Annotated in this window: 10 protein-coding genes; 3 read left to right on the forward strand and 7 right to left on the reverse strand. The window is 56.2% G+C overall.

What is annotated here, in order from left to right:
• Window position 1 precedes the first annotated feature (1 nt).
• On the forward strand, window positions 2-652 hold the full coding sequence (locus CKW31_RS26430) for a TetR/AcrR family transcriptional regulator (protein WP_095101617.1): 651 nt from the start codon (window positions 2-4) through the stop codon (window positions 650-652).
• Between the two features lie 16 nt (window positions 653-668).
• Here CKW31_RS26430 and CKW31_RS26435 read toward each other — a convergent pair whose 3' ends face one another.
• Both CKW31_RS26435 and CKW31_RS26440 read right to left on the reverse strand, forming a co-directional pair.
• Complete coding sequence (locus tag CKW31_RS26435) at window positions 669-3,413, reverse strand: glycoside hydrolase family 3 protein (protein WP_176469994.1); 2,745 nt, start codon at window positions 3,411-3,413, stop codon at window positions 669-671.
• Window positions 3,410-3,652 (reverse strand): hypothetical protein, encoded by a 243-nt coding sequence (locus CKW31_RS26440; RefSeq protein ID WP_095101619.1) that lies wholly within the window; start codon window positions 3,650-3,652, stop codon window positions 3,410-3,412. The genes CKW31_RS26435 and CKW31_RS26440 overlap by 4 nt, the downstream gene beginning before the upstream one ends.
• Before the next feature lie 616 nt (window positions 3,653-4,268).
• Between CKW31_RS26440 and CKW31_RS26445 the strand changes: the two genes are divergently transcribed.
• Window positions 4,269-4,586 carry a hypothetical protein gene (locus CKW31_RS26445; protein WP_095101621.1) on the forward strand — a complete coding sequence of 106 codons (318 nt, stop codon included), beginning with the start codon at window positions 4,269-4,271 and terminating at the stop codon, window positions 4,584-4,586.
• 21 nt (window positions 4,587-4,607) lie between these two features.
• Here CKW31_RS26445 and CKW31_RS26450 read toward each other — a convergent pair whose 3' ends face one another.
• The 5 genes from CKW31_RS26450 to CKW31_RS26470 form a co-directional block, all read right to left on the reverse strand.
• A complete protein-coding gene (locus CKW31_RS26450; protein WP_095101623.1) occupies window positions 4,608-6,989 on the reverse strand; it encodes a hybrid sensor histidine kinase/response regulator in 2,382 nt (793 codons plus the stop codon).
• Window positions 6,990-7,019: 30 nt separating this feature from the next.
• On the reverse strand, window positions 7,020-7,481 hold the full coding sequence (locus CKW31_RS26455; RefSeq protein ID WP_027898985.1) for a response regulator: 462 nt from the start codon (window positions 7,479-7,481) through the stop codon (window positions 7,020-7,022).
• Window positions 7,481-9,757 (reverse strand): ATP-binding protein, encoded by a 2,277-nt coding sequence (locus tag CKW31_RS26460; protein ID WP_095101625.1) that lies wholly within the window; start codon window positions 9,755-9,757, stop codon window positions 7,481-7,483. Before CKW31_RS26460 ends, CKW31_RS26455 begins: the two co-directional genes overlap by 1 nt.
• Before the next feature lie 232 nt (window positions 9,758-9,989).
• A complete protein-coding gene (locus CKW31_RS26465) occupies window positions 9,990-10,550 on the reverse strand; it encodes a nucleotidyltransferase family protein (protein ID WP_095101627.1) in 561 nt (186 codons plus the stop codon).
• Window positions 10,551-10,583: 33 nt separating this feature from the next.
• Complete coding sequence (locus CKW31_RS26470) at window positions 10,584-11,771, reverse strand: MFS transporter (protein WP_095101629.1); 1,188 nt, start codon at window positions 11,769-11,771, stop codon at window positions 10,584-10,586.
• A 227-nt stretch (window positions 11,772-11,998) separates the two neighbouring features.
• Here CKW31_RS26470 and CKW31_RS26475 point away from each other — a divergent pair, with 227 nt between their 5' ends.
• On the forward strand, window positions 11,999-12,868 hold the full coding sequence (locus tag CKW31_RS26475) for a phosphotransferase (protein ID WP_095101631.1): 870 nt from the start codon (window positions 11,999-12,001) through the stop codon (window positions 12,866-12,868).
• Window positions 12,869-12,941 lie beyond the last annotated feature (73 nt).

Consider the following 12,941-nt stretch of genomic DNA (forward strand, 5'->3'; position numbering starts at 1 on the left):
TATGTCAGTTGACAAATCAGGGAATGAATCAGGCGAAGAGCTTTCGCCCAAGCGTCGCCGGGCCCCCAAGGGGGAGATGCGCAGAACTGCTCTGCTGGACGCGGCGACGGTCATTTTCGCCCGGGATGGTTATACCAGCGCATCGATGCGTGACGTTGCGGCGCTTGCCGGTATCACCACGGTAGGCCTGCTGCATCATTTCCCGAACAAAGAGGCGTTGCTGGCTGCACTGCTGGAGCGCCGTGATCAACGGGTGACATCAAGGTTTCGCGATCTCACGACCGAGCTGACACTGACCGGCTTTCTCAAATTCCTGAGGCTGAGCATGGGGTTCAGTATCGAGGACGCTGCCGAATGCCAGGCGTCAATGGTGATGAATACCGAAAGCCTGTCTCAAGCACACCCTGCGTGTTCCTGGCACAAGGAACGGTTTCATCTCACCCACGATCACGCTCGCGGTCATTTGACGGCGTTGATAGAGGCGGGGGAAATTCGTGCGGACATTGACATCAAGGCCATGGCCCAGGAGATTTTCTCGGTCATGGATGGCTTGCAGATTCAGTGGCTGAGAAGCCCTGAAGAGGTGGATGTGATGGCGGTGTTCGACATCTATTTGCGGCGTTTGGGGAAGGACATTCAGGCTCGTCCTTGAGCCTGAATGCTGATGCTTAGTAGGTCTGAGTGGCGTTAACCTGTACGGCCTTGCGCAGGGGCAATGGCAGCGGGTTGCTGTCGCGGGTGGTCAGGTGTTCCGGGAACAGCGTGGTCAAGGTGCGGTTCAGGGTCAGATTCTCTGAGTCGGAACCCACGAGGATCTTGAACTTGCCAGCGTCCACATCCCAGCTTGCGGTCTTATCGACGTAGTAGGCCAGGGAGCGCGAGTCGATCGGGATGCTGACGGTCTTGCTCTCGCCCGGTTGCAGGTACACCTTGGTAAAGCCTTTGAGTTCTTTTTCCGGACGATCAACCGCAGGTTTGACCGGTTGCACATACAGCTGTGCCACTTCGAAGCCAGCCTTGTCGCCGGTGTTGGTCAACGTGAACTTCACGTCGATGGTTGCGCCAGGGCTCAGCACGTTGGTCGACAGTTTCAGATCGCTATAGCCGAACGTGGTGTACGACAGACCGTAGCCGAACGGGTAGAGCGGTTTTGCGTGTTTCTTGTCATAACCGCGATAGCCCATGTACAGGCCTTCGCTGTAGGTCATCTCGGTCAGCGCATTGTCGCCACGGTAAGCAGCCGGGTCCGGATAGGACGCATAGCTCGGGTTATCTTCGATTTTCTTGTCGATGGTGATCGGCAGCTTGCCCGAAGGGTTGACCTTGCCATACAGGATCTCGGCCAGTGCCTGACCGCCTTGCTGACCCGGGAACCAGGCTTGCAGGGTAGCGCCGACTTTGTTAGCCCAAGGCTGCATGTCTGCAACACCGCCGCCGTGCATCACCACGATGGTGTTGGGGTTGGCGCGGGTCACAAAGCTGATCAGTTCAGCCTGTTGGTCGGGCAGTTCGAAACCGTGGTCGGAACCTTCGCCTTCATGCTCGTAATTGGAGCCAGTGGCGACGACTACCGCGTCGTATTTCGACAGATCCTTCGGCGGACGCAGGGACGCCCAGCTCATCTGCACGCCGGTCACGCCGCCCAGTGCAGGGATGAAGTTACCCTGCACGCGTTGGTATTCCAGCTTCACGGAGTATGACTTGCCTGCCACCAGCGCGGCGGTTTTGCCGGAGGTGGTCATGGCGTTCACGACGTCGGCGGAGTACGGCACGCCGTCGCTCTGCAACACCAGCTCGTCGTTGACCCACAGCTTGTAAGGACCGTCTGCACGTACCTTGAACACGTGAGCGCCGGAAACCGTCGGCTTGATGTTCGCCGTAAAACGAGCCGAGAACGCACCCGCTGAAGGGCTGAAACCGGATACGGCGGTGGTGCCAGCATTGGTTTCGTTGGTGCCGGTGGTCCAGTTGAGATTCACGCCCGGCTCGACACGGGTCACGCTTGGGCTGCCCGAAAAGCTGGTGTTGGAGAAGTACTCGGCTTTCACGCCAGAGTTGTTCACACCGTTGCTACCCGTGGCAGGCTGGTACCAGGCTGCGGATTTCGGGTTAAGGCTCAGCTCGGACAGATAAGTGACATTCGAGCTGCTCGACGCCAGTTGCTGCAAACCGCTCAGCTCGGTGACGTAGCTGTTGGGCGGCGAGTTGGCGGTGCCGAATGGCGATGCCGGTGCCTCGTGCGCCCAGTCACCGATCACTGCGATTTTGGCAGTCTTGGCCAGTGGCAGCAGCGGTTTGCCTTCAGTGGTGTTTTCGTTGCGCAACAGCACGATGGATTCACGTGCGGTGTTCAATGCTGCGCGTGCGCCGTACTCCGGGTGGTCCAGCGTCTTCGCGGTGTTGAGGTTTTCCTGGAAGTCGTAGCTGACGATGGCGCGCAGGTTGCGTTTGACCTTGTCATCGATGACGTTCTGGGTCAGTTGACCACTCCAGAGGTACGGCAGCAGGTTGGCTTCGGTAAATTGCAGACCCGACGGCATGTCGATATCGGTACCTGCCCAGGCACCCTTGAACGCATCGTGAATGGCGTTGAAGTCACTGATTACAGTGCCCTGATAACCCCATTCGCCTTTGAGCACTTCAGTGATCAGGTGGTGGTTTTCGCAGGCGTAGTCACCATTGATTTTGTTGAAGCCGCACATGATCGAGGCGACGTTGGAGTTTTTCACCATCGACTCAAAGCCCGGCAGATACAGCTCGCGCAGGGTGCGTTCGTCAGCGATAACGTTGACCGCCTGACGATTGGCTTCCTGTTCGTTGGCCAGGTAGTGCTTGCCGCTGGCCTGGATGCCTTGCGCCTGAATGGCGTTGACCACCGCTGGAGCCAGCACGGCACCCAGGAATGGATCTTCACCGCTCATGTATTCGGCTGAACGACCGTTGTAGGGCGTGCGGTAAAGGTTGACGCCTGGCGACAGCATTTGCTGGCCGCCAGAGATGCGCGTTTCGTAGGCGATGGCCAGGCCGAACTCTTTGGCGCGGTTGATGCTCCAGGTTGCGGCGAGGGCAGACTGCGAAGGGTACTGCGCACCGAAGGTGGCGTTGTTGACGTGCACGCCCATGGACGAGTCGTACGCCGTGGTGCCTTTGATGCCCCACTTCAGCAGCGGCGGAATCATGTGCCCGTCGTTTACCCGGGTGAAGTTGATCTTCTCGGACTGGTTCATGTTGTCCAGAATCGAACTGACACGGGCTTCAACGTCGTTGCCAGTGGCTGGCGTCACGGCTGCGAGAGCCAGGTTGGCCTGCAGAATGCTGAAGGTCAGCAGGCTAAGGCCAAGGGTGTGTTTGAAGGCTGACAAGGCGGGCGTCCTTTTTGCGGAGGCGATCGGCTGATAGTGGGACTGATTCATGGACGTTGCGCCTGCGCTGGAGCGTCGTCGGTGGCCACCGGTGCGTCGAGCACGGCAGAGGGGCCTTTCGTCGTTGCTGTACTGACGTTGGCAACCCCGGTCAGTTGGTCGCGCTTGGCCTCGACCTGCACGCGAATTTGTTCTGTGGAAGTTGCAGTGTTGGTCGCAGAAGCAGAGTCGGCTGCCAGGGCAGACAAACTATGGGCGCAGAGCAGCACTGCGCTGAAAACAGACAGCATGGGTCTGGTCATCGATTAAATCTCGATTAATGGTTTGGAGAAATAAATAAACGCGGTTGCGGCGATCGGCCGAACGTTAAGTCCAGCGCCAGGATTAAAAGTTCACTGACGAATAGAATATTTGGATAAGGTTTTTTATTAAATGATGGCACATGGCCTCAATCGGCGTTTTTTGAGTTTTGACTGATTTTTAGGGACGGGTATTAACAGTTTTAAGGTGGTTTATTGGTTTTAAATGTCGATAAATAGAAATATATGGGTGTTTTATTGCGTCAAAAATTGCATTTTAGGCGTTTCGTAGCTATTTCATAAACCTAATTGCAGTTAGGTTTAGTGATCTGATAAGCTTTGTCCATCGCTGGAAGTTGGTATTTTTTGTAGAAAGTATTGCTCTTTTAATGTTGTGTTAATGAAGTCGGTTACGCCTGATTTTCAGCGCTTTATATAAAGTATATTGCTGCCTGTCTGGGCGTGCTAATCACTATTTGAAGTCTCGGTTTGCCACGCAGGCATGTGATAGTCCGCATGCCGTTTAAAAGTCTGCGCGTTATCATGATTTTTTGTTTGTGGCAGAAGAGCGTCTTTTCTCCGATTTATCTTTCAGATCCCTTCGCTTATGCCGTCCCCCGTTACTGAACCCTCCCGATTGCCGACCGTCGATGACCGATACACGGTTGATCTCGCAGTATTGACTGCCGTCCGGGTGCTCAATCTTGCAGGGGCAAGAAAGCTCACGTTCGGCCAGATTTATACCCGGCTGATCCGCTCCCAGACTCGGGTTCCCACAATCACAGAGTGCGTAGTCGCCGTAGACGTATTGGTGAAGGAGGGGCTACTGGTGTCGGAGCGGGTGCTGGATGAGGATCCGGCGTTTCCGTACACCCAGCACATCATCAGTGGGCTGACCGAGATTGGCGCAGCCCTGCTGATCTAGGAGAGGTCAATAAAGGGAGGGTCAGCGACGGCCTGCTTTGCTCAAGACGTCGTGCAGTTTATTTCTCAGGTCGATCTCGTTGAACGGCTTTTGTACCACTGCCGAGCCATTGAGGCCCAGCACGTCGGTATCGGCATAGCCGGTGACAAACAGCACGGGCAGGGCGGGATATTTTTTATGGATCAGGCTGGCTAGCTCGCCACCGGTCATGCCCGGCATTGCGAAATCAGTGAGTACCAGGTCGACGCTCTGATCCAGCATCGATAGCGCCATCGCGCCGTCTTTCGCCTGCTTGACCTTGTACTCCATGGATTCGAGCATCTGCACGGTCACGGCTCGAACCTCGGGATCATCATCTACCAGCAAAATCGTGTGCGCCCCACCTACCTGCGCCGGAGCCTGATTCAGGTGTTGTTCTTCCGGCAGGACAGCAGGCTTATCTACGCTGGGCAGATAGACCAGAACCCTCGTGCCCACACCCAGTTCGCTTTCAATCATCACGCCGCCGCCTGACTGCTTGGCGAAACCGAACACCTGAGCCAGACCCAGACCTGAACCCTTTCCGACATCCTTGGTGGTGTAGAACGGCTCGAACGCGCGCAGCAAGGTTTCAGGGCTCATGCCGCTGCCTGAGTCGCGGATAGCCAGAACCACATATTTGCCTGGCTCCGGGTCTTCGGGGCGGACCGCAGGCTGAGTGATTTGCGCGTTGAACGTGGAGAAGCACAGCGATCCGCCCATGGACATGGCATCTCGCGCATTGATCGCAAGGTTGAGAATGATCATCTCGGTCTGGGTCGGATCGCCCATGGCGTACCACAGATCACTGGCCAGATCGGTCTCGATCCAGATGCTGCCGCCCAGTGCGCGACCGAGGAGGGTGCCCATGCCGCGAATGGTGTCGTTAAGGTTGATCGCGGTAGGTTGCAACCGTTGGCGTCGGGAGAACGACAGCAATTGGGCCGTGAGCCTGGCACCGCGCTCGCCCGCATCCTTGACGTTCTGCAAGCGCTTGACGGTCTTGTCCAGTGTGCCGCGTTCGATATCCCTGATCGCGAAGGTGGTACTGGTGAGAATAACGGTCAGCAGGTTGTTGAAGTCATGAGCGACACCGGCAGTCAATTGACCCACCACTTCGAGGCGCTGCATTTGCTGCAGATCGGCTTCAATGCGTTCCCGCTCGCTGATCTGGGATCGCAGGCGCTGGTTGGCTGCAGCCAATTCATCAATGACCGCGCGCTCTTCGGTGATGTCACGGACGGCGGCATACATCAGCCCATCCTCGGGCACGATGGTCCATGACAGCCAGCGGTAATCACCTGACTTATGCTTCATCCGGTTGACGAAGCGTGTCGATACATTGCCCTGAGCGATGCTCTCCATTTCGTGGAGGGTCGTGTCGAAATCTTCCGGGTGGATCAACTCCCACAAGCGCATCTGACTGATTTGCTCATGGGACCAGCCCAGTGTTGCTTCCCAGGCCGGGTTGAAGGAAATCGGTGTCATGTCCAGTTGCAGGACGGCCAGCAGTTCTCTGGACAGCTCCCAGATCCGGTCCCGCTCACGGGTACGCTGTTCAATACGGGCGCCCAATACCTCGTTCAGCTCAACGAGCTCACGGGTGGCCTGCTTGCGCTCAGTGATGTCCTGCATGACGCCCGTGATGCGCACACATTGACCGTCTTCGAACACCGAACGGCCACTGGAGAACAGCCAGCGCGATCGGCCTCCGGGCATTAGGGCGCGGTATTCGATCTGATAGTCGGATTCCCGCGCGATGGCTGCACTGATCTTTGAGTCAAGTAGCGGTCGATCATCCGGATGGCAGCGATCCAGAAGAAACCGCAGATTGACCGCGGTGTTGGGCAGGATTTCGTACAAGGCATTACAGCGCTCATCCCAAAGCATCCGGCCGGTGGCGGGCTGAATCTCCCACACGCCCATCATGGCTGCTTCGATGGCCAGCCGGGCCCGCACTTCCACGTCCTGAAGGGCGGTTTCCGCTGCTCGACGCTGAGTCCTTTCGCGTACCTCTGATACGGCCCGCCTGACGGCCTTGGGCAGCATCTTGAAGTTTTGTTTGAGGACGTAATCCACCGCGCCCAGGCGCATCATTTCTACGGCTTGCTGCTCGCCGAAAATGCCTGAGAGAAAAATGAAGGGAGTTTCCGGCGCTAATTGCTGAGCAATTTTCAGGACTTCTGCGCCGGAAGAGCCCGGCAACAGAAAGTCACACAACACCACATCAAAGACTTCCTGACCCAGCGCCTGGGAGGCACCCTGATGATTGTGCACCAGGGTCGAGTCAACTTTGATACCACTGGCCTCCAGGGACAAAAGGGTCAATTCCGCATCTTGCGGACTGTCTTCGATGAGGAGGATCTTTAATTCGTTCAGTGGCATTAAGTCTGACTGCGCTTAATCAATTTGGGATCAGGAGCTGGTACGACGCTGAGCTCTGACCGAACCTGGTGGTGGTTCGTTCAGAACGGCCCAGAAAATACCGAGATCGGAGATGGCGCTGACGAACTCCTTGAATTCGACAGGCTTGACCACGTACGCGTTGACACCCAGTTCATAGGCGCGTGAAAGGTCCATTTCCTCTCGGGAGGAGGTGAGCATGACCACCGGAATGCTGCGCAAGTCATCGGAATGGCGAATGGCGTCCAGTACCTGCAACCCGTCGACCTTGGGCAGTTTCAGGTCCAGAAGCAGGACCGCCGGATTACCGTCCACGCGATCGGCGTAAGCATTGCGGCGGAACAGGTAGTCAAGGGCTTCCGCGCCGTCGCGCAGAACGATCACTTCGTTGGCCAGTTGGCTGCGTTCGAGCGCCACCAGGGTCAGTTCCAGGTCGTTGGGGTTGTCTTCAACCAGCAGAATTGGCTTGAGCATTATTTTTCCTTCGTACTCCGACGACTGGGTTCAGGATTTTTGTAAGGAAGGGTGAAAGAGAACGTTGCTCCTTCGCCCAAAACGCCTTGCGCGTGAACGGTGCCACCATGGCGCTCGATGATCCGCCGCACATTGGCCAGGCCAATGCCGGTACCTTCGAACTCTTCCATCCGGTGCAGGCGCTGGAAGACTCCAAACAATTTATCGGCGTATTGCATATCGAAGCCCACGCCGTTATCACGAACGTTGACGACAACACCCTGAGATTCCTGAACCGCAGTTATTTCAATGACAGCAATGGTTTCATTGCGGGTGTATTTGATTGCGTTGGCGAGCAGGTTGCGCATCGCCAAGTGTAGAAAGGCCGGGTCGGCAATGATGATCGGCAAATTGCCGACCCTCCACTCGATTGTCCGTCCTTCGTAGTCGGGCTGCATTTCTCGCTGGATCGATTCGACCATGGCCGTGAGATTGACCTCTGACTGGCGCATGGCAGAGCGTCCCATCTGCGAGAAACTCAGCAGATTGTCCACCAGCGTACCGGCGAACTTGGCGGATTCGCCGATGGTGTCGAGGAAGCGCTGGCCGCGGTGAGAGAGGTTGGCCTCTTCCATATCCTTGAGCAGTTCGGCATAACCTGCGATATGTCGAAGTGGCGCCCGCAGGTCATGGGAAACGCTGTAGGAGAAGGCTTCGAGCTCTTTATTGCTGCGCTTGAGCTCCGTGGCCAGTTGCGCCATTTCTTCGGCTTTGCGGAGCACGATGCCGAGAACCGCAAGGCGCAGTTCCGCCACGCCTTCCAGCTCGGTGTCTTCCCAAAGAGACGAATATCCTTCGACATTCTGTTTCCACAGCTCGAAGCTCTGTCGAGGGCTCAGTGCGCCGTTTCTATCAACGGCTTTCTCGGGTTTGCCAGCCCAGTGAACAACGCGGGCCAGCTCGGGTTTGAACCAGATGAGGTAGTTCGAATGCAGCTCGGAAATCGACACTGCCAGCACGCCACTCACTGATTTGGCCAGGCCTGGAATTTGCGCGATGTCGAGGCTGACATTGTTGGTATGAAAGACATTGGGCCCACCACGTTCTGCCAGCCATTCGGCAAGTGCCTGAACATGTCGCTCGGCAGGCGTCTGGCCAAACAGGTGGCACTCTTCCTCAGACACGACGGCTGCGCCGCAGGCACCCACGAACCTGATGAATGTGTCCGACAGCGCTTGCAGGCCCTTGAACACGCTGTCGTGATCAGCCATTGCGGCGAGCATATGAACGATGTCTTTGCGCAGGCTCAACATCCGATGGCTGCGCAGGTGAGCTTCTTTGGTTTCCACTTGCAACGATAAAACCCGACCAAGCAATTCGCAGGCCGAGCGTGTCTGGAAACTGACCGGGTGCGGGGCAGGGTTGTGGCAGGAAATCAGCCCCCACAGTTGACCATCAACCACAATCGAGATGGACATCGAGGCGCCGGTGCCCATATTGCGCATGTACTGCAAGTGGACCGGGGAAACGCTGCGTAGTGTCGCGTAACTCAAGTCCAGAGGGCGCTGGGTTTTCGGATTGGTGCCAGGGATGATCGCTGACGGGGTGTAATTCGAATCGGCAATAATCCGGATGCGGTTGAGGCAATACAGTTCACGTGCCTGCGCCGGGATATCCGAAGCCGGGAAACACAGGCCCAGGTAGCTGGGAATCCCTGGGTCAACCAATTCGGCATTCACCAGTCCGTTACCGGCTTCATCGAAACGATAAGAGTTGACACGTCCGAAGCCGGTGATGCGCTTGATGAAGCGGACAGAGCGATCACACAGCTCGTCGACGCTTTCTTCTTCGCGCATCTGGCTGATGAATGCACGCACCAGTGGATACAACTTGCCATGCGCAGTCGCCGTGTCCCCGGCCGGTTCAAACTCGGCAATCAGCACACCTTCATGACGGTGCAACATCATCGCTACACGTTGACCGGGACGATTACCCTTGAGGAAGGTTACGTCACCCACGTGGTACGGCTGCGCCTCATCTTCGTCCAGCTCACCTAGCTGGCCGACAAACGCCGAGCCATTTTTGACCAGAGAGTCCAGATGACTGCCCAGCAAATCGGCAGTATCAAGATTCAGCCAATGGGTAATGTTTTCGCTGATCTGAACGATCGTCATCTCTGGTTCATCAATAACGATGAGGAACCCTTGAGGCTGAATGCTGCCCGGCGTGCGAATCGGTTCGCGCGCGCAGTTATCAATGGCAGCCTGCAGAGATGCCTGAGTGTCGATCACGGTCAAAACTTTCCCCTTTAAAGGCTTTTGAGACGGTTGGCACAGGCTCAGATCGTGAGCTGAAGAAGGCCGAATAGCATTCGTCCCGAAAAATCCGATGACACAGTATCAAATTATTAATGGCCACACTGTGGCCGTTGACAGGTTGTCGGATAATTTGAGGGGAAATTTACATTTAATTGCTGAATTTTCGGGTTTAAGCGCTGCTTTACCGTGTTCAGGATGGTTAGCTGATCGCTTATGGCTCGACTACCTTCAGCCAGGACCAGCGACGTTGATAGCTGGCCGCCTTTTTCAAAAACATTTCGGGATGAGCGTAATTGGGGTTGATTCGCAGAATCCCTTGCTCAAGTTCTGCAAGGCCATAAGGGGCATAGACTTCCTTCGTTTCGATATCCAGGCCAATACACGTCGCAGCAACAAGAAATCGGTCAATCCCCTGTCTTGCTGAGTGGAGCTGTGCATAGGGATGGCCGAATCGCTCACTGAACCAGAGATGCACGCGTGCCTGATTCCTGAGCTCGACGTTTACACCCAGATCCTGGAAAAGAGAGGTTGCGGCTTTGATGACTTCATCTTCTGCCTCCCACGACAGGTCTTCATCAAAGTAAAACACGTCGTAATCATTCACGCCCCAGGCGGGTGGCTGACTGGATTGTTGATTCCATACCGCCTGAAAAATGCATCCCGCCGTGAGCATGCATTGACTGAGACCCAGCGAAGGTAACCGGGCGACTATTTCGGCATTGAGCGGATTGGACATCGCGATGTCGGTCAGGCGGTTGGCGGTCAGTGTCATGGGATTCCTTATGCTCAATCACAGCGATGTTAATCAATCACCGCCCTTCATGCGTCGGGCAATCAGGTAGACACCCAGACCCGCCAGCGCCGTGGCAGCTCCGATATACCCGGTGCTCGTCCAGCCCAGTCCGGCGGTAATGGCCATCCCGCCAAACCATGGGCCTAGCGCATTGGCCAGGTTGAACGCGGCATGGTTGGATGCTGCCGCCAGGCTAGGTGCTTCGTGGGCAATATCCATCAAGCGGATTTGCAGTGGCGCCGCCAGCGCGACCATCGTTCCGACAAGGCCGATACCCAGCATGACGCTCCACAACGAGCCGGCTGCGAATGGGAAAAACAGCAGCACTGCCATCGACCAGACCAGCAGCACACCTACCGCGCGAAACTGCATCCGGTCGAACAGCTTGCCGCCGACGATATTGCCAATGATGCCGCCAACCCCGAAGGCCGCCAGACCAAAGGGAATCCACTGCGGCGTAACCCGCGTCACCTCCAGCATCGTTGGTGCCAGATAGCTGAACACGCAGAACATTCCGGAAAAACCAATGGCCCCAATCGCAAGCGCCATCCAGACCTGCGGTTTCTTGAACGCGAGCAGTTCCTTGCGAGGATCGCTGCGCGGTTCGTCGCGGCGATCAGGCACGAAGCGCCAGACCAACCCAATCGTGCAGAGCGCGATAGCCCCCACCAGCGCAAACGCAGATCGCCAGCCGAAAAACTGACCAAGGAAAGTGGCGATCGGGTTACCCAGCAACATCGCCAGGGTCAGGCCCATCATCACCCTCGCTACCGCACCCGCACGCTTATTGGAGGGCACCATGCTCGAAGCCACCACCGCGGCAATGCCGAAATAAGCGCCATGGGGCAGGCCGCTGATAAAACGAAAGGCAATCAGACTGCCAAATGTCGGCGTAAACGCAGTCGCCAGATTGCCCATAGCGTAAAGCGCCATCAGCAATAACAGCAGATGTTTGCGAAGCAATTTGGCGCCCAGAATCGCCAGCAGCGGCGCGCCGACCATCACCCCTAATGCGTAAGCACTGATGGCATGACCCACCTGCGGTTCGCTCAATTGCAGGTTGCTCGCGATGTCGGGCATCAGCCCCATGATTGCGAATTCGCCAGTACCGATAGCAAAAGCGCCAACGGCCATGGCAGCTTCCATTTTGGCTGCGGAGCGCGCGGGCAGCACGTGCCCGGAGGATTGCTGAATAGACATGCGTGTTCAAATTCTCAAAAGGTGACAGGAGTTGCATCGTCGATGTCAGGCAAATATCGGCGAGAGGGTCTAGAGCGTTGTCTGGCGGGAGAGTTCAGCGTTCGTGTCGTTTTGGCCAGAATAAAGTACGATCTGCAACACCGCGTTGTTTCGTTCCTTCCTGCTTACCCCAGCCCAGGTGGCGCACGTAAGTTTATCCCGCTGTTGGCATTAATACGGACATGCAGATGCGTCATCTTCAGGATTTGACCCGCCGACTTCTCAGTCAGAAGATTCAGGGCCTCACCTTCCATTTCGAACCCCGCTATCAAGACGAGTTGGCGGCGCTGGTACGGCAGTTCATTATCGCGCCGGAGCAGCACGCCACACTGGATGTGCCTGAGCCAAACCGCGGTGTGTTTCTGCTGGAGGGAGAGCGCAAGTGGGTCTTGAAATACAACCGACTGCCGCATTGGAAAAAGCAGTTGCAGAACTACCTTGGCCTGAAACGAGTTAGCGGGCTGCATGACTTGACCAACGAATTCATCAATCTCTCAGTGGTATCTCCTCGTTCGATCAAAGTTCCACGCGTAGCAGGCTTTGGGTATAGAGCGCGTTTCCCGTTTATCAAGGAGGAATACTTACTGCTGGGTTTTTTCGATCAGCATTGCAGCGTTGATGATCGACTTATCGCGTGCCCTGAAGACTCCAGGCGTCTCCTGCCACAGGTATTCCGGTTATTCGAGCAGATGCTCCGCGAGGGTTATGTACACATGGACCCTCATCCTAAAAATATTCTGATCGGCCCGGATGGAAGTTTGCGGCTGATCGATTTCGAATGCTGTGCCCACTCGGTGATTGATCACGACTTCAGTCTTGGCTTTTTGATGGGGTACTTCTATCACTACTGGATCAAACGTTTCATTGCTCTCGAAGACTACCGGACACTCTGCGAGCATTACTTGCTCGATGAACAACCCAATCTGGAACGTGCCGTTTTCGACCCGGTGTTCGAGCGCTTTCTGACAAAGAAGGTTTCGCGTACCACCCGCTACAGCATATTGACCAGTGCCAGGCATCAGGCGAAGTTCCGGAGGGCACCTGATACCCATCCTTGACGTGGATTACGTGCAGTTCTTGAACAATCAGCGGCTAGCAGGCTCCGTCTATCGAGGACCGAGAGCCAGTGGC

The organism is Pseudomonas sp. Irchel 3A5, assembly GCF_900187575.1.
GTDB lineage: Bacteria > Pseudomonadota > Gammaproteobacteria > Pseudomonadales > Pseudomonadaceae > Aquipseudomonas > Aquipseudomonas folii.